The sequence below is a fragment of the Candidatus Paceibacterota bacterium genome, from assembly GCA_026195275.1.
GTDB lineage: Bacteria > Patescibacteriota > Minisyncoccia > Phycocordibacterales > JABMNX01 > JABMNX01.
Genome location: JAPHQU010000001.1, coordinates 1 through 22,840, shown reverse-complemented (window position 1 = coordinate 22,840; position 22,840 = coordinate 1). Strand labels below are relative to the sequence as shown.

Here is a 22,840-nt window from a genome sequence, read left to right as displayed (position 1 = left end):
TCAGTATGGCAACAGCGTACACACACAAGGACAGTAATATCAGAAAGACGTGGTTTCTCATGCTTGCGTTCTTCTTTGTGATAGTCGGTGTGGCGTGGAGTTTTTCATATATCCTTGAGAGTCCGGTCATTCTCTGGGTGGCAGTTGCCTTTAGTGTTCTTATGAATATCGGTGCATACTGGTTTTCAGACAAGGTGGTACTCAAGATGTCTGGTGCGCAACCAGTCTCGCGCGATTCACACCGCGAATTGTGGAATATCCTTGAGAATCTCTCAATCACTGCAGGGCTTCCAATGCCGAAGCTCTACATTATTAATGATACTGCACCCAATGCATTTGCAACCGGTCGCGACCCAGAGCACGCAGTGGTTGCGGTGACGAGTGGGCTTCTTTCGATACTTGAGCGCGATGAACTCGAAGGGGTGATCGCACATGAGCTCTCACACATCGGGAATCGCGACATGCTCCTCATGACCGTCGTCGTGGTGCTCCTTGGGTTTGTGACACTGCTCTCTGACTTTTTCTTACGCATGACGTTGTTTGGGAATCACAATGGAGACCGTGATGGTCGCGCACAGCTTGTATTGATTGTTGCCGGCTTTGCGCTCGCACTTCTCTCGCCCATTGTCGCGAAACTCATTCAGCTCGCGATATCTCGCAAGCGAGAGTTCTTGGCTGACGCGTCAGGAGCGCTTCTCACACGCTACCCAGACGGGCTTGCCTCGGCGCTCGAGAAGATCAGTGGGTACAACGCCCCGATGAAGCGAGCGAACCACGCGACCGCGCATCTCTTTATCTCGAATCCTTTTGGGGGAGACAAGAGTGGAAAATTCTTGAATAAGCTTTTCTTAACCCACCCACCAGTCGAAGAAAGGGTCCTCGCTTTGCGCCAACATACCCAAAGTAGACAAGAATTAGAATAAGGTCAGATATTATATATGAAAAGACAATCAGATCCTCAAAGCTGTGTCGCGCTTCAAAGAGAAAATAAGAAACTTAAAAAACGAGTTGAGCAGCTTGAGCACGACCTTATTCACGACGAGCTTACACAACTTAAAACCAGGAAGTACTTTGTCGAGAGTGTGAAATCCCGGCTCAAGTTCCTCTTTCCGCTTCGCGATAAACACCGAGAGCTCGATACCTCCGGTAGAAGGCGGCATGTTGGCTTTCTTTTTTGTGATATTGACTTCTTTAAGAAGGTGAACGATACACTTGGGCATGCAGCTGGTGACCATGTGCTTAAGCGTGTGTCGCGAACACTTGAAGAGACTGTTCGCGACATTGATATTGTCGCTCGCTTTGGTGGCGAAGAGATCGTGGTTGCACTCCTCGATGTCTCCAAAGAAGAAGCAAGACAGGTTGCCGAGAAGCTGCGTGCAGGGATTGAAGGACTTTCGTTTGATGAGTATCCAAAGCTTAATGTGACAGTGAGTATTGGTGTGTCGTCAACCGAAGATGAGGTCATTGATGAGGACAAGCAAGAGGGGCGAATCGATCGAATGTTCGATGAGCACATGCGCCGTTCCGATAGTGCGGTTTATGTTGCCAAAGACACCGGGCGCAACCGTGTAGTAGTATGGTCCTCGGAAATCGAGGATCGATTGCATAATAAGACGGTACGCGCGAAGATACTCGGTGCGTTTCGTAGAAAGGAGAGATAAGGCTTAGAGAGATGGTCGCGCTATTGAAGGTGTAAGAAGATTATTCTCGATTTACACAAGAGCGAAGCGATTGTAAGGTAAATCATGATCCCGCCCATGGCGGAGGAGTGGCAGAGTGGTCGAATGCGCTCGCTTGGAAAGCGGGTATACCGCAAGGTATCGCAGGTTCGAATCCTGTCTCCTCCGCCATGGGCGGGAACGCGCATAGTGTGTAAGAAAATTACACTCACAACCCAGAATAGTTTTGATACGCGAGCCAACCGATAAGGTTGAGCAGGAGGAAGACACCAAAGAGGATGCTAATTAGCAGTTTTTTTCGTCTACGTAATTTCGGAAGCGTGGTGAGAAGAAGGCTGACCGTAAGGAGTCCGAATACCGCAACAACCACATCAATAATCTGATTTGAGAAGTGCTCTTTAATACCGTAAAAGACCTCCACGAGTTCCCATCCGACAGTGATTGCAAGGACAACGAGGATGAGTGCCACAATGGAGAGCTCGATGAATATCGGTATCAATCCAAGCAGAGTGCCGGCGGAGAAATGTACCGTTGACCAGAGGTCAAGGTAGGGCTGTTCCCAGAGGGTGTGGTGATACCATGTCATATGTTTAGGATAGGATATATCTTATACTGATGTAAAGAAGATTATCACTATATAAAGAGTGATCATATGGATGATATGAAAGATACGACCAAAGACGATTGGGAGAAGGATCTCACTCCTGAGCAGTACGCGGTATTGCGCGAGAAGGCGACCGAGGCGCCATTTAGTGGAGCATACCTCGAGAATAAAGAATCGGGGATGTACCACTGCGCCGCGTGTGGAGCATCACTCTTCCCCTCAGAAACAAAGTTTGATTCAGGGACCGGTTGGCCGTCGTTTACTGACCCGGTCGTTGCCGAAGCGATTGAGACTAAAGAAGACACCAGTCACGGTATGCACCGCACCGAAGTGGTGTGTAAGAAGTGTGGCGGGCATCTTGGACATGTCTTTGACGATGGGCCAGAAGAGAAGGGTGGCAAGCGTTACTGCATCAACTCCTGCGCACTTGATTTCAAGAAAGAGAAGTAAGGGTACGCACAGGTTGCCTTTTACCATCTCAACTTAGTTAGACTAAGTTGAGATTGGATTCTCCACGTTAAGCACATCGAGGAGTTTTTTGCGCTGGCCTTCTGAGAGCTCACGGGTCGCACCCTCTTTGAGAGCGCCGAGTTTGATGCTCATGATACGCGTGCGCTTAAGGTCAAGGACCTGGTAGCCGAACGCGGCGACCATGCGGCGGATTTGATGCTTCTTACCTTCAGTAAGAATGATTGTAAAGGTGCGTTCGCCAGTTTTCTTTACGATTGCGGGTTTCGTGCGATACCCTTCGATATGTACACCGCGGCTCATACCGTTTACAAAGGTGCCGGTGACGCGTTTGTCGACTTTTACTATGTACTCTTTCTCATGTTCAAACTTTGGATTAAGCATGCGATCGACAATACGCCCATCGTTCGAGAGGAGCATGAGTCCGTGTGACGCCTTGTCGAGTCGACCGACAGAGACAAAATCCTTGCTGAGGCCAGAGACATCCTCGACACCCTCCTCATCTTTCTGTGGATTGTGCGAGACAATCCCGACTGGTTTGTTGTACATAAAATATTTGTATGAGCGGGGGAGTGCGGTCATCTCTTTAGCGACCACGACTTTGTCATGTGCAAAAACTTTTGCACCAACCTCTGCACGCTTACCATTTATAGTGACAAAACCTTTTTCAATGAAACTATCTGCCTTGCGACGTGAACAATACCCCTTGAGGTAGAGGTAGCGGTTGATACGGATTGGGTAGTCTATTGGTTTCATGCTTATTCCTTTAAGTTTTTCTCCACGTAGTCTGTTCTGCTTCAGTGCTCTATATTATACTAAGAGTATCGTGAATCGTCTTATCTTACTTGCACTCTCGTTACCAACCGCCATTATATTTGGTGTGCCGGCGATACTTGTCTCGATTCCTCATAAGGAAAATACCATACTACAGACTCCACAGCTACGCCTTTCTCTTGAGTCGGCAGATGTATCCATATTTATTGCGGATACCGCGCACCTCAGACAACAAGGCCTTTCGGGCGTTCCCAAACTCCCAGACGGTCACGGTCTCTTCTTCGCGTTCTCTAAGAGTGATGAATACGGTGTTTGGATGAGGAGCATGCTCTTTCCTATCGATATTATCTGGTTTGATGATCGATTTCGGGTTATAGCTTTTGAGGAGAATGTGACTCCAGAGTCGTACCCACAGGTCTATCGACCCAAGACGCCCGCACGCTATATTCTTGAGGTAAATGCGGGTGTAGTGGAGGAAGCAGGTATAGAAATCGGCAGTGTTGCACATATTGACTACCGCATACAACCTCGCGATGGTAGTGCTGGACAATAAGATAGCTGTATTTAGGGGTTCTGTGGAAGGAGTGTTTGACCGAGGATTTTTTTTATCCCCTGGTGTCTTTTTATAACAGTTTTCCACTTCAAGAAGGGTGGGTCGAGGATGTACAATGGGTGGACATTACTACACTTCAATAATTGAGCATCCTAGATATGGCCAAGACAGATAAGAATGCCAAGGTTCAGGCAAAGATTGATGAAATCATGAACGCAAAAGTCGATACAAAGAAAAAGACAGCGGTAGGTGCCGCTGATTATAAAAAATTCATCCCGAAAATCCAGAAACGGGACGGCAGAATTGTTTCATTTGAGTTCGATAAGGTCGTGGGTGCGATTCACAAAGCGATGCTCGCTACCGGGGAAGGGTCTCCGGAGGAGTCAGCGATGGTTGCGCATCGTGTTGCGTCAGATATGGTTCGCATTGCGCGAAAATATAAGAATTTTATGCCGACCGTTGAAGGTTGCCAAGACGAAGTTGAGCGTCAGTTGATCTTAGGGGACTACGTGGCGACCGCGAAGGCCTATATCCTCTACCGCGCCGAGCGCGCGAAGCTCCGCGATCTTGGTGTGGTCGTCCCTGAGCATGTAAAAAAACTTGCAACGGAAAGTGCAAGATATTTCAAAGGTAACGAACTTGGATACTTCGTGTATCTTCGTTCATATGCGAAGTGGATTGCGGATGAAGGTCGGCGCGAGACATGGATTGAGACCGTTGATCGGTACATGGACTTTATGAAAGAGAATCTTGGCAAGAAACTCTCGGCAAAGGAATATGCGGAGGTGCGCGAGACAATTCTCAAACAAGAAGTGATGCCTTCGATGAGACTCATGCAATTTGCAGGAGATGCCGCACGGAAGTGTAACGTCTGTGCGTACAACTGTTCATACATTGCACCAACTAAACTTCGTGACTTTGGTGAGGTGCTCTACCTCTCGTCGCGTGGTGCCGGTGTTGGCTTTGGTGTCGAGAGCTGGAACGTGGGGCAGCTACCACAGATCAAGCCACAAACCGGTAAGACCGTGAATGCATTTGTTGTTCCCGACTCAGCGGAAGGGTGGGCGGACGCGCTTGTTCTGGGAATGGAGACATGGTTCGAGGGGAAGGATATTTCTTTTGACTATTCAAAGGTGCGCCCGTCTGGCACACGCCTCAAGACCATGGGTGGTAAGGCGTCTGGTCCTGAGCCGCTTCGTCAGCTTCTTGATTTCACCCGTGAGCGTATCCTCTCACGGCAAGGTCGACGACTTCGCAACATCGATGCACACGATATTCTCTGTAAGATAGGGGAGGCGATCGTTTCTGGTGGGGTCCGTCGTTCAGCCATGATTTCGCTCTCTGATCTCGATGATGAAAATATTCGAAACTCAAAGACTGGGCAATTCTGGCTTACCGATCCACAGCGCGCACTTGCGAATAACTCGGCAGTGTATGAAGAGAAGCCATCAAATATGGACTTTATGGAGGAATGGTTTTCACTTATGAAGTCTCAAGCGGGAGAGCGTGGTATTTTCAACCGTGGTAGCCTGATTAAACAGCTTCCTGAGCGCCGCGTGGAGTATCTTAAAGGCAAATATGAGAACGACCCAGATCGCGCCGGGCGACACGGTATTGATCGCCCAGGGACTAACCCGTGTGGCGAGATCATCTTGCAGTCAAAACAGTTCTGTAATCTCTCTGAGGTAATCTGTCGTGCAACTGACACCGAGGAGACACTCATCCGAAAGGTTCGTGTGGCAACCATTCTCGGGACCTACCAGTCAACACTCACAAAGTTCCAATATCTCTCAAAGGAGTGGACTGAGAACTGTGAGGCGGAACGACTTCTCGGCGTGTCACTCACGGGGCAGTGGGACTCAAAGACTGTTCGCCAGGACGCAGTACTCAAAAGACTCAAAGCAGAGACAATAAAGGTAAACAAAAAATATTCAAAGAAGTTTGGCGTCAACCCATCAAACGCGATTACAGCGGTGAAGCCATCAGGAACAGTTTCTCAGACAGTGAACTGTGCGTCCGGTATGCACCCGCGCCACGCACCATACTACATCCGTCGCATTCGAATCTCAGCAACCGACTCACTCTTCAAGATGCTTCGCGATCAAGGGGTGCCGTTTCACCCAGAGGTGGGGCAGACCATGGAGAGCGCAAACACGTTTGTGCTTGAGTTCCCGGTGAAGTCACCAAAAGGTGTTGTCTTCAAGAATGACCTCTCCTCACTTGACCAGCTCAAACACTGGAAGGTGGTGAAAGAAAATTATACTGAGCACAATCCGTCAACCACAATCTCAGTTGGGGATGACGAGTGGGTTAAGGTAGCCAACTGGGTATATGAGAACTGGGATATCATCGGTGGACTCTCATTCCTCCCGCGAAGTAATTTCGTCTACCAACTCGCACCGTATGAGGAGATCACAAAAGAACAATACGAAGACATGGTTAAGAAGTTTGAGAACGTCGACTTCTCGAAGCTTATGACCTACGAACTTCAGGATGAGACTGAGATGAAAAAGGAACTCGCGTGCTTTGCGGGCACTTGCGAGATCTAGAGTATAGCTATCTAACCAATAGCCAATCATTCGTAGGCAAATGAAAATGACTCGCTTTGAGCGAGTCATTTTCATTTTTGTTGTCTGTATCTATAAGCCGAATTCTGTCCTCCATCACTGTTTCCATTGATGGATGTGTAGCCATTTATCTGGGATTGGTGTTACCACCAACCTCAAGCGGCACTTTACCGCACCTTGTGGGGTGTGGTAACACGACCTTGCACAGGGGTAAGGATTTAGCCGTTTCACCCCCTCACTTGCTCGCAAGTGAGGGACTACGCTCCATGTGGAGCGCCTAAAGCTGTTTCCAACTTCAGCGTCTCTGCTCGCACCTCTATAGCGCACTGTTCTGACAATCAAGCCAAGACAATGCACGATGACGGGCGTTACCCGCTACCTTGCTGCAGTATAATCTACTGCCTGTGTTCGGACTTTCCTCCCTGCATCACGATGATGCAGAGCGACTACCCAATACAGACTGATAAAATTATACCATGTAAAATGAAATACACAAGTCTCCGTAAGAAGAAGGGGAGATAAAAGTGTCTCTACCCACAGATAGTCGACACCTTTAATCGATTTTTTTGGTATAGTTAAGTGTATTCTACTGTTTAAATAAGCATTTTTATGATGAGTGAAAAAATAGATTCGTTTGCAACAAGACTTATGATGTTCGTGGTCTTTCTTCTTCCGGTTATATTTGTACCGATTTTGTTTGTGTCGCAGCAAGAGACAAAATTATTCACCCTCTCTTTTGGTGTCCTTATCGTAGCGCTTCTTTGGGTGGTCGCGCGACTTAAAGAGAACAAGGTATCAATCCCTATGAGTCTTGTGTCAATCTCTTTCCTTGCCCTTCCGCTGATTGCTCTCGTTGCTGCGGTCTTCTCAGGGAATATGATCCACTCTCTTGTTGGGCAGAGTCTATCGATGGATACCGCTTTTATGATGTTAGTTCTCTCTCTTGGTTTTGGTGTTGGAGCGCTTCTTTTTAATTCGAAAGACAAGATCATCAAACTGTATCTTGCCATGATTGGATCGGCATTAATACTCTTTGTCTTTCAGGTGGCCCGACTCTTTTTAGGTGAGGACATGCTTTCATTGTCGGTATTGTCTGGAAGTACTGCCAATCTAATTGGAAAATGGAACGATGTCGCGATCTTCGCGGGACTTATAACACTCCTCACCTCGGTAACAATCGAGACACTTAATCCTCGTGGACTGTTCCGTGTACTCGCCTATACAGGATTCCTTCTCGCGCTCTTTATGCTTGTGGTGGTTAATTTCTCTCTCGTGTGGGTTGTCCTTGCAGTCCTCTCATTCGCGCTTCTCATTCGCACCTTTATTGAAAACCGGGTCCTTACTACTAATCAAGAAAGAGAAGGAGGTTCAATAGATTTGAGTCAGAAGAAGACCAGGGGTATCGCAAAGGTGTATCTCGCTCTCTTTGTGATCTCGACCGTATGCATCTTCGCAGCACCAGTATTTGAGACACACATCAGTAAATACTTTAGTCTCTATCAGATTGAGGCGCGACCGTCTTGGCAGAGTACAACCGAGATATTGAAGAAGACATATGACACAACGCCATTCTTTGGTGTTGGACCAAACAACTTCTCAAAAGAGTGGCTGATCCATAAGCCACTGAGTGTGAACCAAACACCGTTCTGGAATGCAGACTTCTCCTTTGGTGTTGGTACGATTCCTACTTTCTTTGTTACCCAGGGAATACTCAGCGTCTTTACGTGGGTCGTGCTCCTCGGCATCTTCCTCTTCAGTGGTCTACGCGTCTTGACCCAAGCAAGGAAGAAGATCTTCGACACGTATCTCTTACTCTCATCATTTGTCGGAGCGGTTTTCTTGTGGGTACTCTCAATCTTCTATGTACCACACCCAACACTGTTTTTCTTTGCATTTCTTCTCACCGGGGTCTTTGTCGCTGCACAAGGGCAGGCTGGGGTTGTGCGCAAGAAAGAAATTGTCTTTCAGGAGAACGTGAGGGCTGGTTTTGCTGGAGTGGTTATTCTCTTTGCTCTCTGTATTCTCTTGGTCGTCGGTGTGTATGTTTCGGTCACAAAATTCACTTCGGGGATATATCTGAGTCGAGCACATATTGCAGCAAACATAGATCGCAATCTTACTGGTGCCCAGGAGTCGATAGGTCGCGCACGTATGTGGGATGAAAGTGATCGGGTATACCGGTCGGCAGCCGAGGTTCTCCTCCTTCGACTCTCCGAGATACTCAATCAGAACGGCGACCCGGAGGAGGTGGGGCAACAGGCTCAAGCGGTGCTTAGCTCTGCTATAGAGAGCGGCCGACGCGCGGTTTCAATCGACAATCAGAATTATCTTAACTGGATCGCCCTTGGGCGTATCTACGAGTCACTCGTGCCACTAAAGGTTGAGGGAGCGTATGAGAACGCAAAGATAAGCTATGAGCAGGTTCTTGCACTCAATCCACACAACCCGCTCTCGGAACTTAATCTTGCTCGGGTTGAGATGCTTTCAGGGAATAACCAAGACGCACGATCACACATTACGGCTTCACTAAAGATCAAGCAAGATTACACTGATGCACTCTTTTTGCTCTCTCAGATAGAGGTGCAGGAAGGCGATGTCGAGAACGCAATCTCATCCATTGAGACTGCGGCGATCTTTGCACCAAACGACCCACTTGTTTTCTTTCGGCTTGGATTGTTGCGATACGGTAGGGCAGACTACGAGGATGCTGTTGCAGCGCTTGAGCGAGCAGTAGTACTTGATGAGCAGTACGCGAACGCCCGATATTTCCTCGGACTCTCATACTATGAGCTAGGACGTCGGATTGACGCAACTCGGGAGTTCACTACGATCCAATCGCTCGACCCGAATAATACAGAGGTCAATGTGATCATTGAGAACCTAATCTCCGGTCGAGCGCCACTTCAGAACTTCGCACCTCCTGTTGATCCACTGGAAGCGCTGCCGGCTACTGAGTAGATTATATTATGGTGCGCAACCTTCTTTCACTGCTTCATCGAGAGATCCGAGGATTGCATGCGGCCGCATATTTCTTAGGTATCTTTGCGCTCCTGTCCGCTGTATTGGCGTTAGTGCGTGACCGACTGCTTGCGCACTATTTTGGCGCAGGAGACGTGCTCGATATATACTACGCCGCATTTCGTTTACCGGATATGGTCTTTGTCTCTGTTGCTTCTCTGGTATCCATTTATGCCCTTATTCCGTTTTTAAGCAGGAATGAGGATGGAGAGGAAGGTCAGCGCCGTTTTATCGGACATATTCTCTCCGCGTTTCTATTCTTTATTAGTGGTGTTAGTTTGGTGCTGTTCTTTCTCGCACCCTACATACTTCCGCGCCTCTTCCCCGGATTAGTTGATTCGGTACATTTTGATACCCTCATCATACTTACGCGTCTTCTTCTTCTCCAACCAATCGTGCTCGGTATATCGAATATTTTTGGGAGTGTAACACAGGTCTACGGTCGTTTTGTGCTCTATGGCATCACCCCACTTCTCTATAATCTCGGTATCATAATCGGAGTACTCTTCTTCTATCCCTCGCTTGGCTTACTTGGACTTGGGTATGGTGTGCTCCTCGGTGCCGTACTTCACGCAGGGATTCAGCTTCCGTTCGTTGCGGCGCGCGGATTCCTTTCACGAATCACTGTGCGTTTCAATATGCGTGAGTTAAAGGACGTTGTCACTCTCTCACTCCCAAGAACCCTTGCACTCTCAGCGCAACATATCGCACTTCTCTTTTTGATCTCCATCGCCTCTCTTATGGCGAAAGGATCGATCACGGTCTTTAGTCTCTCATTTAATCTTCAGGCGGTACCACTTGCAATCATCGGAGTGAGTTATTCGGTTGCTGCGTTTCCAACGCTTGCGCGACTCTTCTCGAGTGGCAACAAGGAAGAATATATCGAACATATACTCACTGCTGCTCGACATATTATCTTTTGGTCAACACCGATTGTGGTCTTGGTGGTGGTATTGCGGGCACAAATTGTGCGCGTCATACTCGGTTCAGGCGCCTTCGACTGGACTGATACACGACTCACCGCCGCGCTCTTTGCACTCTTCTCGCTTTCGCTTGTGGCGCAAGGTCTGACGTTGCTTTTCGTGCGTGGATATTATGCATCCGGCAGAACGCAGCTTCCGTTTGTTGTGAACGTCTTCTCTGGAGCACTTACCATTGCAAGCGCAGGAGCTTTTCTCTACATCTTTAATGCATCAGATACCTGGCGATTCTTCTTTGAGTCACTCTTCCGTATCGAGGGGATTCCCGGTACGGAGGTTCTAATGCTTCCACTCGGGTTCTCTTTTGGAGCGATAGTGAATGCGGGTATCTTCTGGTTTCTCTTTGGGCGGGATGCTCGAGGATTCTCTCGACGGATCCTCAAAGTGTTCTTTGAGGTGCTCTCAGCTTCGGTGGTGATGGGGTTCATTACCCACCAACTTCTCAATCTTTTCGATGACATCTTTGATATTGAGACATTTTGGGGTATATTTGCCCAGGGGTTTTTCTCAGGAATCATAGGTATCCTTGCCGGTAGCATCCTCCTTATTGCGCTTGGTAACAAGGAAATAGGTGAGATTAAACAGTCACTCCTTCATAGGTTCTGGAAGACACCAGTGGTTGGAGGTGAGCGCACAGAACTGTAGGATTCTGTGGAGATGTCTCTGTTCATACGGCTTCCGGGTAGATTCGTTTTTACATCATGAACAGAATCAGAAACTCCAGCATCTACGCTACGTCTTAGTTCCATACGGAGCAAGTATTCATAGCCACATCGTTTTATCTCAACTCTTATGAACACCATTCGGAATTTTTCAATAATCGCACACATTGACCACGGCAAGTCCACACTTGCCGATCGTATGCTTGAGATCACAGGGACGGTTGAGGCGCGTAAGATGAAAGAGCAGGTGCTCGATAGTATGGAGCTTGAGCGTGAGCGGGGAATCACGATCAAGATGCAGCCAGTTACCATGCGTCACACAATGGGTGGTAGCGGGTACACATTGAACCTTATTGACACCCCCGGACACATCGACTTTCACTATGAGGTTTCTCGAGCGCTCAAAGCGGTTGAAGGGGCAATCTTGCTCGTTGACTCAACGCAGGGTGTGCAGGCACAAACACTCTCCACCCTTCGTATGGCGCAAGAAGCGGGGCTTGTGATTGTCCCCGCATTAAGTAAGGTAGACTCACCACTTGCGCGAGTAGAGGAGGTTGCGCAAGAGGTCGCAACACTCCTCGGGTGCGACCCGAGCGATGTGTTGCACTGCTCAGGGAAGACCGGTGTTGGGGTTTTAGAGCTCCTCAAGCAGGTAATTGAGCAGGTTCCCGCTCCGGTCTCTGAGCTCAGTGACTCACCTGAGAGTCTGCGTGGTTTGGTGTTTGATTTTCAATATGATACGCATCGCGGTGTAATCGTCTATATTCGCGTACTTGATGGCAAAGTGATGAGAGGTGACACGCTCGCGTTTAAGATAGCGAATGAGAAGTTTAATGCTATTGAGGTGGGGATCTTCTCGCCTGAGGAAACGCCGGTTAACGAACTCACCCCGGGTTCAATTGGCTACATTGTGACGGGGATTAAGAAGCCGGGTATCGCGTCTGTCGGAGACACGCTTGTGAAGCAGGGGAGTGTTGTGTCGGCACTTTCTGGGTACATGCGCCCGACACCGATGGTTTGGGCGTCCGTCTACCCTGAGAGTCAAGACGATTTCACCGAACTCAAACAGGCGCTCTTGCGACTCTCTCTTTCCGATTCCTCGCTCTCTTTTGAGGAAGAGACCTCGGGGGTGATGGGGCGCGGGTATCGTTGTGGGTTCCTCGGGATGCTTCATCTTGAGATTGTGACCGAGCGACTGCGGCGCGAGTTTGACCTCGAAATCGTGGTAACAACACCGAGTATCACATACGAGATTGTGTTCAAAGGAGGTGAACACAAAAAAGTATACTCAGCAATCCAATTTCCTGAGTCAAATATATATGAAAAAGTGCTCGAGCCGTGGGTAGCAGTTGAGATCATTGTGCCTGCTGACTACATCGGCGCAATCATGCAGCTTCTTTTTGAGCACGAAGCGATCGTGGGTGACTCAGAAAACTTTGGTGACGACCGTATTCGGGTTGCGGCAGATATGCCACTTCGTGAGCTTATGCGCAATTTCTTTGATCAACTCAAGAATGCGTCCTCTGGGTTTGCCTCTATCCTCTATGAGGTCGGGCCGATGCTTGATGCTGATGTGATCAGGCTTGATGTGCTCATTTCCGAAGAGGTGGTACCGGCGTTCTCTCGCATTGTCGCACGCCGCCGGGTGCAAGAAGAGGCAGAAGCCATCGTTGAGCGACTCTCAAAACTCCTGCCTCGTCAGCAGGTGGTGGTAAAGATCCAAGGTCGCGCACTTGGGCGTATCCTCGCCTCGCGCAAGCTCTCAGCACTCAAGAAGGATGTGACCGGGCACCTCTATGGTGGCGATATCACTCGAAAGCGCAAGCTCTGGGAAAAGCAGAAGAAGGGAAAGAAGAAAATGCAGCTGCATGCAAAAGTGAACATCCCACAAGACGTATTCCTTAAGGTGATGCGCGGTGATGAGAGGAAATAGTCCGCTAGTAGCCCACTCCGGAGATGAGTCCAGGTGCAAAGAAAAGCACCATGCTCGCAATAATTAGGATACTAAGCACGATCCAAATATAACGCATCACTTTCTTGGTTCGTTTGTGGAATAGCATAAAATGGGTTGGAAGTTACAGGTTTATAAAGTTATGAAGGATATCGCTTTATCCTAAGGTATAATCAAGATAATAGACGAGATACGGTCTTTTTTCAAGCAGTACTGCTAGATCCCTAACCAGCCCTTATGTTTGACTTTTACGAGAAACGAAAAATACGATATTGGTTGTACTCGTGGCCGAGTGTGGTGCTCCTAATCATTATTGCTGGCTTACTTACACATGGCGTCTGGGGGGTATATCAGCAAGCGCGTCAAACACGCATCAATAAAAACCAACAACTTGCGCACCTTGAGGGGCTTGAAGCGCGTGAGCAGGCGATCCAGAGTGAGATCGACCGCCTGAATACCACCCGTGGTGTCGAAGCGGAGATACGGCAAAAATACGAAGTGGCAAAAGAAGGAGAGCAGGTCATTGTGATTGTAGATACTCCAAGGAGCATGGGTGACGAAAACGGAGGAGAGCGCGGTGGATTCTGGGACGTACTTGTTGATATTCTTTTGTTTTGGCGATAGAGGCAATGTAAGACCCCACCCTGCTATTCATACGATATATCGTATGAATAGCAGGGTGGTTGTGGTTGTGGATGGGGTGGTGGAGTGTGGTATACTGTGGTGACATTACGAATTAATCTGAGTATATTTATGGATAAGAATGTAGTTATCTATAGCACCCCGAGTTGTCACTTTTGTCAGATGGTAAAAGAGTTCCTTGATGAGAAGAGTATTGAGTATACCGAACACAATGTGGCAGAGGACCTCGAGAAGCGCCAGGAGATGATTGAGAGAAGCGGACAAATGGGTGTCCCGGTCATCTTTGTTGACGAGGAGATGATGGTTGGCTTTGACAAGGAGAAACTCTCGCAGCTACTCGGTATTTAATTTAGTCTGGATTGCATAAAGACACCCAACTTAGAGTTGGGTGTTTTTGTGTGAATTCTGTGCCCCCGCCAGGAATCGAACCCAGAATAATCCCTTAGGACGGGATTGTTATATCCATTTAACTACAGGGGCGATGCATGTAATGTAGCATATTTTTAGTGCCATGAAGAGGAGCTCTGTCCGGACTGTCTTTATGCTATACTCTCAAGCATGAATGGAGAACTCTTGTGGACTTTTACCGCGCTTCTCTTTGCTTTCGGGGTGGCAGGCACTGTTATACCAGGACTCCCCGGTATTGGGTTCGTCTTTAGTGGTATCTTTTTGTATGCGTATGTGACGGGATTTAGTACGGTGACAGTGCCATTTGTGGTGGGTGCAGGTGTGGTCGCACTCCTTGCGGTATTTGCTGACTACGTGGGATCCGCTCTTGGTGCGCGCATTGGAGGAGGAAAGTGGAAGTCGATTCTCGGGAGTATCGCCGGCCTCATGGTTGGTGTGGCAACACTTGGTCCTATTGGCGTACTCATCGGCGCGCTCATAGGCGCTTTTCTCGGCGCTCTTGCTGAGGGGGTCGAGCGTACACAAGCGCTCCGCGTAGCACTCTACACAACGCTTGGCATAGTGGGCAGCACTGTGGTGCAGTTTGTCCTCGCAGTTACGCTTATTGCCGGCTTTCTTATTGCTTTGGTATTCTAATACCGCCATCTTCTTTTTTTTGGCTATTTTTGCTATACTCTCTTTTGTATGGAACGCAGTACCGAGGAGCTTATCAAGCAGAATCTCGAGCTTACGAAGGAGAACAATAAACTCCTGCGGAAGATGCGCCGCCATGCGCTTTGGGGAGGTATACTCAAATTACTCTGGATTGCTGCTCTTATTGGGGTGCCAGTATATCTCTACATCAACTTCCTTGCACCCGTCCTTGATCAGGTGCTCGGTGCCGCGCAGGCGGTGCAGGAGGTCGGTGGAAAGGTTGAAGGACTTCAGGGGCAGCTGCAGGATATTGGTGGAAGTGGTATTGAGGATATCCTCAACATCTTCAACAGATAATCAAAGACGGGTATAGTAAACACATGCTTGGGTAGCTCAGTTGGTTAGAGCACTGCTCTGAAGAAGCAGGGGTCGGCAGTTCGAATCTGCCCCCAAGCACAAGAAACAAAGAACCCAACGCGTTAGCGTTGGGCGATTTTGTTTCTCGCTTTAGGGTAGATTCGAAAGACGGAGGCGGTATACAAGACGAGCGTTAGCTCGGGCTTGTCGCCGAGTCCGGGGAGGAAGCTCTTAGCGAGTTTGCGAGCTTAGAGACTTGACCCCGAATCTGCCACCAAGCACAAGAAAAAACGCCAGGATATGCCTGGCGTCTTTCAAAACACGGCTCCACAGAGCCACCATAAACGCCAAGATGACCCTGGCGTTTATGGTGGCGTCTACTATGACCCCTTGACCTTGAGTTTTGTTTCCCGGTCTTTGTCGATCTTCGGAAGTTTAATGGTGAGCACGCCGTGTTTCTCATTTGCCTCAGCACTCTCGGGCTCAATCTCTTGCGGAAGGAGGATGGTGCGGGCAAATGATCCCCAATAGAGTTCTTTGTAAAAATAATTTTCTTCAGTGACTTCCTTTGCCTCTTCGCGCTTACCTTTAATGGTCACCATGTCGCGGGTGATTGAAACATCGAGGTGGTCCGGACGGACACCGGCAACGATCGCCTTAATGATGATCTGGTCAGCGGTCTGATAGACGTCGACGCTGAGCTGTCCTTCTTCTTCAATCCAGCGACCTTCTTCGTCGCCCTTTTCTTCATCTTCGAGTTCTATCTCTATGTGTCTTGCCTTCCGTGGGGCAGGGGCAACTTCCTCGTCAAAGATATCGTCTTCGTAGTCATCAATTGACGTCGCTCCTGTGAGTCTCTCAAAGAAAGATGGTTTGTTCCTTATCATGGCTATTTTCTCTTAATTAGTGACCAGCACTTCTGTTTAATACGTTTTATCTTCTCGAGCATGAGCATGAGTGCGACAATACCCGCCCACACGAACGCAAACACGAGTAGAATGTTCGTTTCGTTACTGTTAATTATAAAAAAGTTGAAAAGAGTATGCAATAAAATGGCAAGGATAAGTCCGACGATGGTGAAGAGAGAGCGAACTTTCTTTCCTCTATAAAAGCTCAGTGCCATAAAGACTCCAACGGTTGCCGATGAGAGTACATGAAGCAATGTCGCCCCAAGGAAACGGAAGTTGCCGGTGAGAATACTCGTAACCAGATCACCGTCGGCAATAGGTTCAACAAGGAAGAGCGTATTCTCAAGCGCGGCAAAACCGAGCGCAATGCTGATCATATAGATCACCGCGTCTATTGGTTCATTAAGTTCTTTTCGGCGTAATACCGAGAAGTAGGCAAACCCAAATTTAAGGAGTTCTTCGATTGCTGCCCACGAGGCAATCATCATTGTTCCAGTGAAGATGCCTTGCGCATATCTCTCAAATGGCACCACGAACGGCACTGAGAGCATACCCATGAAGAACGCGAGGAATATGAGCCGCTTTGGCTCAGGGTGTTTATCTTGCCGCAGCCAGAACCAGAGCCAGAGTAAAGCAGGGAGGAGGCCGCCAAGGAATGCGAATATGAAAGTCTCAATTGGTGGCATATAGCGTGTTGGTTAGCGATTTGTTGGATACGATGCAACGATAAGCATCTCAGTGTCACGAAGATTCTCGGGGAGATGTTGCCACACTGCTTCAGTCACAAACGGCATGAACGGGTGGAGTATCTTGAGTGAGTCGGTGAGCGCGCGCGAGAGCATCCATTGTGTTGAGCGCTTCGCATCCTCATCTTCCCCGTTGAGAATCTCTTTACTCTCTTCAATGATAACATCAGCGAAAGTGTGCCACACATACTGATAGATCTGATCGGCAGCGAGGTCAAGACGGAATTTCTCAATGTTCTCAGTGACCTCGTCTACCACGCTACCAAGCTCGTCGAGGCGCTTCTGTTCCTCTAGACGGAGTGTGGGTGTGTTCTTAGGGTCGAAGTCTTGAGGCAGGTTTGAGAGTACGAAACGACTGATGTTCCAGATCTTGTTCGCAAAGTGTTTATAGCCACGTACTTTATCTTCTGAGAGGCGCAGGTCGTTGCCAACTGCAACGCCGATGATGAGCGAGAGTCGAGTTGCGTCAGCACCGTATTTCTCGATCATATCGAGCGGATCGATGATATTGCCGAGCGACTTGCTCATCTTGCGACCTTTCTCGTCGCGCACAAGCCCGTGGAGGTAGACGGTGTGGAATGGCACTTCACCAAGGTGATACGTCGACATAAGCACCATGCGTGCCACCCAAAAGAAGAGGATATCGTAGCCGGTCTCAAGGACACTCGTCGGGTGGTAGGTCTTGAGGTCGTCCGTTTCCTCAGGCCAGCCAAGTGTTGAGAAGGTCCAGAGCCCGGAAGAGAACCAGGTGTCGAGCGTGTCGGGATCCTGTTCCCAACCCTCTCCTTGCGGAGCTTCTGTGCCGACATGTATTTCGTCACCCTGCCCGCCACGAGCGTCAGTCGGGCGGTACCACACGGGGATGCGGTGTCCGTACCAAATTTGTCGAGAGATACACCATGGTCGAAGGTTATCAATCCAGTGGTAGTAGGTTTTCTTAAAGCGCTCAGGGAGGATGTCGATCTCGCCATCTTCAACCGCATGCTTCATGAGCTGCTTGAGAGTGACCGTCTCACCACTCTCAATTCCTTTGATATGTGACTCTTGAAGTACAAACTCTTTCTCAGTGTCGATCCACCACTGGAGTTTTGGCAGCGGCTCGATGATGCCGCCGGTGCGTTCAGCTGTTGAGACGTTCTGTGTGATCTCTTCCTCGCCCTCAAGAAGGTCTCTCTCTCGAAGCCACTCGACGATCACTTCACGTGCTCCAGCTACATTTTTGCCTTCAACAAGTGGCCCGGCTTCTTTGGTCATTTTTGCATACTCATTGATGACCTGCGGACGCGCGTCAATATTGTGTCGCTCAGCTATCTCCCAGTCGGCTTGGCTGTGCGCGGGGGTTACCCCGAGTGCACCGGTACCGAATTCGGGATCAACAGATTCGTCGGCAAGCACCGTGACAGAAAGAGTCACTCCGGCGAATTCCCCGGTAAAGGTTTTGCCAACATACTCCTTGTATCGTTCGTCCTCAGGGTTGACCGCGACCGCCGTGTCACCCACTTTCGTCTCGGGGCGTGTTGTTGCGATTGAGATAGGGAAGTCAGGAAAATATTTAAACGTATAGAGTGTCGCCTTCCGCTCTTCGTGCACCACTTCATCATCCGAGACGGTTGTCTGTCCTTTCGGGTCCCAGTTAACAATGCGCGCACTGCGATAGATAAGCTCGTCATTATACATGCGTACGAACGCGGTGTAGACCGCGTTCGTACGCGCACTGTCGAGGGTGAAAGCTTCGCGACTCCAATCAACCGATGAGCCCATCTTGCGCACCTGGTTTACGATGGTGTCATGACTCTCTTGCGCGAACTCCTCAATGCGCTTGAGAAATGTTTCGCGACCAAGGTCGTGTCGGTTTTTCTTTTACTTTTTGTAGATCTCTTTCTCGACCTTTGATTGGGTAGCAATCGCTGCGTGGTCGGTGCCGGGGAGCCAGAGAGTCTTCTTACCACACATCCGGTTAAACCGTATCAGGATATCCTGGATCGCGAGCATCGATGCGTGACCCATATGGAGCGTCCCGGTCACATTAGGCGGGGGGAGGACTATTGAAAATGGTTCAGTGCGCTCTTTTCCTGAGGGGAGTGGAGGAAGCAAATCTGGGTTGAAGTATCCTAACTTTTCCCATTTCTCATAGAGCACATCTTCATGTGTCTTGGGGTCGTATGGTTTGAGGAATATATCGTCCATTCTTCAAAATAATAGCAAAATACGGGGCTATTTCAAGGAATATGTGCCGTTTGCGACAACATCTTCCAGCTTCGGCAGCTTCTTTGCTTTGAGGTGTGTAAGGTACGCGCTTGCAGCGATCATGATGGCATTGTCACCGGTGAGCGATACGGGAGGGATATACAGCTCTACATAAGGGTGGGTACGCTCAAGGTGAGTCTCAAGTGTGTAGCGGACATGGGCGTTTGCAGAGACTCCGCCGCCGAGGAGGAATGTCTGGGCACCGCTCTCATCGAGCGCACGAAGTGTCTTTTTAAGAAGGACGTCTGCAGCCGCATCTTCAAACTCATGTGCAATCTGCTTTTTGGTTGTTTCAGTGAGTCCGGTTTCGCGACCGTTCTGTTCTTGAACAAGGTGCAACACGGCAGTTTTGAGTCCGGAGAACGAGAAATCAAGATTATTTGAATCGACCATTGGTCGGGGGAGTGAGAATGGCTTCTCAAGATTCTCTTCTCGTGCCATTTGGGCAAGTTTTGAGATCTCTGGTCCGCCGGGGTAGGGAAGCTCGAGCATACGTGCCACCTTATCAAACGCTTCACCGACCGCATCGTCGCGCGTTTCGCCGAGGATCTCGTACTCGCCCCATTTTTTCATAAGGACTAGTTGTGTGTGCCCGCCGGAGATAAGGAGCGCGAGAGCGGGCAGATTGATCGGGACAATCTCATTATTCTTAATGAGTGATGAGAGTACATGCCCCTCCATATGGTTTACCGGGATAAGCGGGAGGTCCCATACAGTCGCGAGAGCTTTGGCGAAATTGATCCCGACCCAAAGCGCTGGTTCGAGCCCCGGCCCCACTGTCACCGCGACCGCGTCGATATCCGGCTTCTTGGTGTTTGAAAGGAAGGCAATAAGTAACACGAAGAGATCTGGCTCTCGCTCGAGGAGTTCTTTAAGCCCACTCACCTGGTCCTGAGAGAGCGGCCTCAACGCTTCCTCAGACATACCAGCTTCGGAGAGTGTTTGTGAGAGAAGCGGGACGAGATTTCGCGCATGTTCGCGCTTTGCAAGGGTTGGGTAGACTCCGCCATACTCGCGATGGAGCTCAACCTGCGAGAGGAGCGTGTTCCCCAAGACAGTAAAAGACACACCATCCTTAAACGATCCGTTAGCTTCAACAACGCTGACTGCCGTCTCATCGCAAGATGTTTCTATAGCAAGTATTTTCATAACTTAGAGTTATTCTTCGAGCTCCTCAACGAGAGTAAAGGGAAGCGTCACTGAGTTGGTGATCCTAAATGCCGCCGTATCGTGATTCCCACCACCGCCATATTTCTCAGCAATCTCGGCTACATTAACACTACCATCTCCACGCAAGGAAAAAGTGAGTGCGTCCTCATCCTTGTGTCCCCAGAGAATCGCAAATGGCGGTTTTTTATTGGCGAGGAGATTCCCAAGTTCTGAACGAAATATTCCATGCATATTAATCGCATAGACACGATAACCCTCAAACTCGACCTCCTTGGCACTGTCGGCCAATTGTTTGATGAGCATATTCCAATATTCTTCATAAAGAGAACCCTTCTCTAGAATCGCCGCGCGTTTTTCTTTGTCTTCAAAATCCTCCGCTAGAGCATCCCAGTCTTCAAATTCGAACGAAATGATTCCGAGGATTTTAATAAACGGCTTGGTCTCAGAAAAGTTAAAGAGCCAAAGGTCATTGTCTTCAATGAGTTTAAGTAGGAGGGGTGGCTCTGTATCCGGGAAGAAATATTGCCACGTGAGTATTGCGCCTGAGTGGTCGAGGTCAAAGACATGTTCTTTGAGTGATCGTACATTTTCTTCTGCGCTTAGGTGGTGGTCAATTACTACCAGTCTCTTGGCGCGGATCTCAAGATCACGCAAAACCTCTTTCGGGTAACTGAAGTCGACAACGTACACCTCTTTGCCATCGAGACCTTCGGGTGGGGTTATGCGGTCGCTCACGGGGATATACTCAGCATCCTCGCCGAATTCTTTGCGGCATACCCATGCCGCACCAAAGCCGTCGAAGCATTTTGCGTGGTAGAGAATAACAATATTTTTTTCCATAAATGTGGGCGATACAGAATTCGAATCTGTGACCTCATCAACGTCAATGATGCGCTCTAACCAACTGAGCTAATCGCCCCTCACTTGCCGTAATTACAATTCTACTACAACAATATACTTCAGCTATCGCAAGTGAGGGGCTAATCGCCCCTCACTTGCCCAAGCTATTACGAATCCTATTTTTTAGATGAGTCATCGAGCCTGAAAAACGTTTTAGTTGTTTTTCTCGATGCTTTGCGTCCGCTTGCGCCTTATAGGATTCGTAATAAATGAGCTGAAAAGGGATTTTGTGTTTCGTAGAAGTGTTCTGTCCTTCGTTGTGCTCCACAAAACGCCTTTTCAGATCATTTGTGTATCCAACATAGATACTTTCATCTTTTTCACTCTTTAAAATATATACATAATACATATTCTGCAAGTGAGGGGCTAATCGCCCCTTAGACAGGCTTATAGTAGCAGAAAATAGGTATTTTTCCAGATAAAGAAAAACCGCCGTCGCATAATGCGACGGCGGGTACGGTTAGCTGTTGGTGGCTTGGTAGATCTTCCTGGCCCTCTGTTTCTTGAGGACGTCTTGAACGATTGTGATAATCGTCAAGGAGAACACCATTGCCGTAGCCAAGCAGAAGAGAACCTGGAAGGCTTCGGTATACCACCGAGGAGTGCTCAGGTGGGACATCGATATGCCGAGAAGGATGAGCGTGAGACAGGCGAGGGCTATCCATCCGAGCCTCTTGAATGCCCAGTAGGATTTCTTTCTTACGCGCATCCCGCGACTCCTTCCAAGTAGATCCCGAACTCGTTGAAGAGTTCGAGGTTCTCGAGGTCTTCGCGGGTCACATGGTTACACGCGACCTCGTCTCGAATTGTGTCCTCAAACAGCTTGGTCGAGTCGCTGGATTCGAGTTTGCGGTGGGCCTCGAGAAGTTCGCTGAATTGTCTGAGAACATTCAGACTGCCGACTCGGCAGAGGTGTTTGATCTCCTCCTCGGATGTTCCGATGTCGGAGAGGGGAATACCACTTTCCTTGCTCACCTTGAGCATCTCAGCGTACGTGCTGTACAGTGTTGAACCATGCAACACTTCACGAAGGTGTCCAAGCACAACAACAGCTGCATTGAGCTGAGAAAGATTCGCTCCTTCCCGGATGATGACTGTGTGTTTCATCTGATGCATCCTTTTCTGCTTCTTTGGATTTGTCTAAATAAATGATAGCATATTTATAAGAAAAGTCAATCTCTCCGCTAAAGACAACACTTCAAAGCATACGTATAAAAACAACCCCTCAGTCGGGGTTGTTTTTATACGTTGCGGAGGAGAGAGGACTCGAACCTCCAAGCGCTTACGCGCGCCGCGTTTCGAATGCGGTCCGTTACCAATTCCGGGCACTCCTCCAAGAGCGTACACAGTAGACTACCATTTTTGCGTAAAATCCAAAAGTATTGTATTCTTCTAAATGCCCCATATGTATGGGGCATTGAATTTGGCTTCTCTGAGCCATTTGTGAATGGCCCTATCGTCTAACGGTTAGGACATCGCCTTTTCAAGGCGGTAATCGGGGTTCGATTCCCCGTAGGGTCACAGACACTAAAAGACCGATGCAAAGCATCGGCTTTTTAGTGTCTGCAGGGTT

The 22,840-nt window shown here is 48.8% G+C and carries 22 protein-coding genes, 6 tRNA genes, 1 other RNA gene and 1 pseudogene; 15 read left to right on the top strand and 15 right to left on the bottom strand.

The window, feature by feature from the left end; genetic code table 11:
* Positions 1-5 precede the first annotated feature (5 nt).
* The 3 genes from OQJ98_00150 to OQJ98_00140 all read left to right on the top strand — a co-directional run bounded on the left by OQJ98_00150 (position 6) and on the right by OQJ98_00140 (position 1,850).
* A complete protein-coding gene (locus tag OQJ98_00150; GenBank protein MCW9054387.1) occupies positions 6-923 on the top strand; it encodes a M48 family metallopeptidase in 918 nt (305 codons plus the stop codon).
* A 15-nt stretch (positions 924-938) separates the two neighbouring features.
* Complete coding sequence (locus tag OQJ98_00145; protein ID MCW9054386.1) at positions 939-1,661, top strand: GGDEF domain-containing protein; 723 nt, start codon at positions 939-941, stop codon at positions 1,659-1,661.
* 101 nt (positions 1,662-1,762) lie between these two features.
* A tRNA-Ser gene (locus OQJ98_00140) sits at positions 1,763-1,850 on the top strand.
* A 37-nt stretch (positions 1,851-1,887) separates the two neighbouring features.
* Here the strand turns inward: OQJ98_00140 and OQJ98_00135 are convergent.
* Positions 1,888-2,265 carry a hypothetical protein gene (locus OQJ98_00135; protein MCW9054385.1) on the bottom strand — a complete coding sequence of 126 codons (378 nt, stop codon included), beginning with the start codon at positions 2,263-2,265 and terminating at the stop codon, positions 1,888-1,890.
* A gap of 66 nt (positions 2,266-2,331) precedes the next feature.
* Here OQJ98_00135 and msrB point away from each other — a divergent pair, with 66 nt between their 5' ends.
* Positions 2,332-2,733, top strand: coding sequence for a peptide-methionine (R)-S-oxide reductase MsrB (msrB, locus tag OQJ98_00130; GenBank protein MCW9054384.1), 402 nt, complete (start codon positions 2,332-2,334; stop codon positions 2,731-2,733).
* Between the two features lie 42 nt (positions 2,734-2,775).
* On the opposite strand, the gene OQJ98_00125 is transcribed toward msrB, so the two are convergent.
* Positions 2,776-3,507 (bottom strand): rRNA pseudouridine synthase, encoded by a 732-nt coding sequence (locus tag OQJ98_00125; protein ID MCW9054383.1) that lies wholly within the window; start codon positions 3,505-3,507, stop codon positions 2,776-2,778.
* Between the two features lie 70 nt (positions 3,508-3,577).
* On the opposite strand from OQJ98_00125, the gene OQJ98_00120 reads away from it, so the two are divergent.
* Positions 3,578-4,078, top strand: a complete 501-nt coding sequence (locus OQJ98_00120) for a DUF192 domain-containing protein (protein MCW9054382.1) — start codon at positions 3,578-3,580, stop codon at positions 4,076-4,078.
* A gap of 158 nt (positions 4,079-4,236) precedes the next feature.
* Positions 4,237-6,627 carry an ATP cone domain-containing protein gene (locus OQJ98_00115; protein MCW9054381.1) on the top strand — a complete coding sequence of 797 codons (2,391 nt, stop codon included), beginning with the start codon at positions 4,237-4,239 and terminating at the stop codon, positions 6,625-6,627.
* A 77-nt stretch (positions 6,628-6,704) separates the two neighbouring features.
* On the opposite strand, the gene rnpB is transcribed toward OQJ98_00115, so the two are convergent.
* Positions 6,705-7,107: RNase P RNA component class A (rnpB, locus tag OQJ98_00110), an RNA gene on the bottom strand.
* A gap of 147 nt (positions 7,108-7,254) precedes the next feature.
* Here rnpB and OQJ98_00105 point away from each other — a divergent pair.
* The 3 genes from OQJ98_00105 (at position 7,255) to lepA (ending at position 13,238) form a co-directional block, all read left to right on the top strand.
* Positions 7,255-9,603, top strand: coding sequence for a tetratricopeptide repeat protein (locus OQJ98_00105; protein ID MCW9054380.1), 2,349 nt, complete (start codon positions 7,255-7,257; stop codon positions 9,601-9,603).
* An 8-nt stretch (positions 9,604-9,611) separates the two neighbouring features.
* The gene (locus tag OQJ98_00100; GenBank protein ID MCW9054379.1) at positions 9,612-11,288 is read left to right on the top strand and encodes an oligosaccharide flippase family protein; all 1,677 of its coding nucleotides are present in this window, start codon (positions 9,612-9,614) and stop codon (positions 11,286-11,288) included.
* A 147-nt stretch (positions 11,289-11,435) separates the two neighbouring features.
* On the top strand, positions 11,436-13,238 hold the full coding sequence (gene lepA / locus OQJ98_00095) for a translation elongation factor 4 (protein MCW9054378.1): 1,803 nt from the start codon (positions 11,436-11,438) through the stop codon (positions 13,236-13,238).
* Between the two features lie 4 nt (positions 13,239-13,242).
* Here lepA and OQJ98_00090 read toward each other — a convergent pair whose 3' ends face one another.
* Positions 13,243-13,365, bottom strand: coding sequence for a hypothetical protein (locus OQJ98_00090; GenBank protein ID MCW9054377.1), 123 nt, complete (start codon positions 13,363-13,365; stop codon positions 13,243-13,245).
* Between the two features lie 128 nt (positions 13,366-13,493).
* Between OQJ98_00090 and OQJ98_00085 the strand changes: the two genes are divergently transcribed.
* Positions 13,494-13,880, top strand: a complete 387-nt coding sequence (locus OQJ98_00085) for a septum formation initiator family protein (GenBank protein ID MCW9054376.1) — start codon at positions 13,494-13,496, stop codon at positions 13,878-13,880.
* Positions 13,881-14,009: 129 nt separating this feature from the next.
* Positions 14,010-14,246, top strand: a complete 237-nt coding sequence (locus tag OQJ98_00080; protein MCW9054375.1) for a glutaredoxin family protein — start codon at positions 14,010-14,012, stop codon at positions 14,244-14,246.
* Between the two features lie 60 nt (positions 14,247-14,306).
* On the opposite strand, the gene OQJ98_00075 is transcribed toward OQJ98_00080, so the two are convergent.
* Positions 14,307-14,378, bottom strand: a tRNA-Arg gene (locus OQJ98_00075).
* 78 nt (positions 14,379-14,456) lie between these two features.
* Between OQJ98_00075 and OQJ98_00070 the strand changes: the two genes are divergently transcribed.
* The 3 genes from OQJ98_00070 to OQJ98_00060 all read left to right on the top strand — a co-directional run bounded on the left by OQJ98_00070 (position 14,457) and on the right by OQJ98_00060 (position 15,395).
* Entirely contained in the window at positions 14,457-14,942 is a 486-nt protein-coding gene (locus OQJ98_00070) for a DUF456 domain-containing protein (GenBank protein MCW9054374.1), read from the top strand.
* Positions 14,943-14,990: 48 nt separating this feature from the next.
* Entirely contained in the window at positions 14,991-15,296 is a 306-nt protein-coding gene (locus tag OQJ98_00065) for a hypothetical protein (protein ID MCW9054373.1), read from the top strand.
* A 25-nt stretch (positions 15,297-15,321) separates the two neighbouring features.
* Positions 15,322-15,395 (top strand) — tRNA-Phe (locus OQJ98_00060).
* Between the two features lie 281 nt (positions 15,396-15,676).
* Here the strand turns inward: OQJ98_00060 and OQJ98_00055 are convergent.
* The 10 genes and pseudogenes from OQJ98_00055 to OQJ98_00010 form a co-directional block, all read right to left on the bottom strand.
* Positions 15,677-16,183, bottom strand: coding sequence for an Hsp20/alpha crystallin family protein (locus OQJ98_00055; GenBank protein MCW9054372.1), 507 nt, complete (start codon positions 16,181-16,183; stop codon positions 15,677-15,679).
* A 2-nt stretch (positions 16,184-16,185) separates the two neighbouring features.
* Positions 16,186-16,890 (bottom strand): PrsW family intramembrane metalloprotease, encoded by a 705-nt coding sequence (locus OQJ98_00050; GenBank protein ID MCW9054371.1) that lies wholly within the window; start codon positions 16,888-16,890, stop codon positions 16,186-16,188.
* A gap of 12 nt (positions 16,891-16,902) precedes the next feature.
* Positions 16,903-19,137, bottom strand: a pseudogene (locus OQJ98_00045) (valine--tRNA ligase).
* A 27-nt stretch (positions 19,138-19,164) separates the two neighbouring features.
* Entirely contained in the window at positions 19,165-20,346 is a 1,182-nt protein-coding gene (locus tag OQJ98_00040; GenBank protein ID MCW9054370.1) for a tRNA (adenosine(37)-N6)-threonylcarbamoyltransferase complex transferase subunit TsaD, read from the bottom strand.
* Between the two features lie 9 nt (positions 20,347-20,355).
* Positions 20,356-21,207, bottom strand: coding sequence for a DHHA1 domain-containing protein (locus tag OQJ98_00035; GenBank protein ID MCW9054369.1), 852 nt, complete (start codon positions 21,205-21,207; stop codon positions 20,356-20,358).
* Between the two features lie 5 nt (positions 21,208-21,212).
* A tRNA-Val gene (locus OQJ98_00030) sits at positions 21,213-21,286 on the bottom strand.
* A gap of 72 nt (positions 21,287-21,358) precedes the next feature.
* Positions 21,359-21,616 (bottom strand): GIY-YIG nuclease family protein, encoded by a 258-nt coding sequence (locus tag OQJ98_00025; protein ID MCW9054368.1) that lies wholly within the window; start codon positions 21,614-21,616, stop codon positions 21,359-21,361.
* A gap of 111 nt (positions 21,617-21,727) precedes the next feature.
* Positions 21,728-21,976: a hypothetical protein gene (locus OQJ98_00020; protein ID MCW9054367.1), complete on the bottom strand. Its 249-nt coding sequence runs from the start codon at positions 21,974-21,976 to the stop codon at positions 21,728-21,730.
* On the bottom strand, positions 21,967-22,374 hold the full coding sequence (locus OQJ98_00015) for a hypothetical protein (protein MCW9054366.1): 408 nt from the start codon (positions 22,372-22,374) through the stop codon (positions 21,967-21,969). The genes OQJ98_00020 and OQJ98_00015 overlap by 10 nt, the downstream gene beginning before the upstream one ends.
* A 144-nt stretch (positions 22,375-22,518) precedes the next feature.
* Positions 22,519-22,602 (bottom strand) — tRNA-Ser (locus OQJ98_00010).
* Positions 22,603-22,716: 114 nt separating this feature from the next.
* Between OQJ98_00010 and OQJ98_00005 the strand changes: the two genes are divergently transcribed.
* Positions 22,717-22,788 (top strand) — tRNA-Glu (locus OQJ98_00005).
* Positions 22,789-22,840 lie beyond the last annotated feature (52 nt).

Bases quoted from the DNA above. Each gene is read 5' to 3' on its own strand.
- OQJ98_00085 (MCW9054376.1), top strand. From the start codon at position 13,494: ATGTTTGACTTTTACGAGAAACGAAAAATACGATATTGGTTGTACTCG.
- lepA (MCW9054378.1), top strand. From the start codon at position 11,436: ATGAACACCATTCGGAATTTTTCAATAATCGCACACATTGACCACGGC.
- msrB (MCW9054384.1), top strand. From the start codon at position 2,332: ATGGATGATATGAAAGATACGACCAAAGACGATTGGGAGAAGGATCTC.
- OQJ98_00090 (MCW9054377.1), bottom strand. From the start codon at position 13,365: ATGCTATTCCACAAACGAACCAAGAAAGTGATGCGTTATATTTGGATC.
- OQJ98_00135 (MCW9054385.1), bottom strand. From the start codon at position 2,265: ATGACATGGTATCACCACACCCTCTGGGAACAGCCCTACCTTGACCTC.
- OQJ98_00080 (MCW9054375.1), top strand. From the start codon at position 14,010: ATGGATAAGAATGTAGTTATCTATAGCACCCCGAGTTGTCACTTTTGT.
- OQJ98_00115 (MCW9054381.1), top strand. From the start codon at position 4,237: ATGGCCAAGACAGATAAGAATGCCAAGGTTCAGGCAAAGATTGATGAA.
- OQJ98_00105 (MCW9054380.1), top strand. From the start codon at position 7,255: ATGATGAGTGAAAAAATAGATTCGTTTGCAACAAGACTTATGATGTTC.
- OQJ98_00070 (MCW9054374.1), top strand. From the start codon at position 14,457: ATGAATGGAGAACTCTTGTGGACTTTTACCGCGCTTCTCTTTGCTTTC.
- OQJ98_00050 (MCW9054371.1), bottom strand. From the start codon at position 16,890: ATGCCACCAATTGAGACTTTCATATTCGCATTCCTTGGCGGCCTCCTC.
- OQJ98_00150 (MCW9054387.1), top strand. From the start codon at position 6: ATGGCAACAGCGTACACACACAAGGACAGTAATATCAGAAAGACGTGG.
- OQJ98_00065 (MCW9054373.1), top strand. From the start codon at position 14,991: ATGGAACGCAGTACCGAGGAGCTTATCAAGCAGAATCTCGAGCTTACG.
- OQJ98_00035 (MCW9054369.1), bottom strand. From the start codon at position 21,207: ATGGAAAAAAATATTGTTATTCTCTACCACGCAAAATGCTTCGACGGC.
- OQJ98_00040 (MCW9054370.1), bottom strand. From the start codon at position 20,346: ATGAAAATACTTGCTATAGAAACATCTTGCGATGAGACGGCAGTCAGC.
- OQJ98_00125 (MCW9054383.1), bottom strand. From the start codon at position 3,507: ATGAAACCAATAGACTACCCAATCCGTATCAACCGCTACCTCTACCTC.
- OQJ98_00020 (MCW9054367.1), bottom strand. From the start codon at position 21,976: ATGCGCGTAAGAAAGAAATCCTACTGGGCATTCAAGAGGCTCGGATGG.
- OQJ98_00100 (MCW9054379.1), top strand. From the start codon at position 9,612: ATGGTGCGCAACCTTCTTTCACTGCTTCATCGAGAGATCCGAGGATTG.
- OQJ98_00015 (MCW9054366.1), bottom strand. From the start codon at position 22,374: ATGAAACACACAGTCATCATCCGGGAAGGAGCGAATCTTTCTCAGCTC.
- OQJ98_00145 (MCW9054386.1), top strand. From the start codon at position 939: ATGAAAAGACAATCAGATCCTCAAAGCTGTGTCGCGCTTCAAAGAGAA.
- OQJ98_00055 (MCW9054372.1), bottom strand. From the start codon at position 16,183: ATGATAAGGAACAAACCATCTTTCTTTGAGAGACTCACAGGAGCGACG.
- OQJ98_00025 (MCW9054368.1), bottom strand. From the start codon at position 21,616: ATGTATTATGTATATATTTTAAAGAGTGAAAAAGATGAAAGTATCTAT.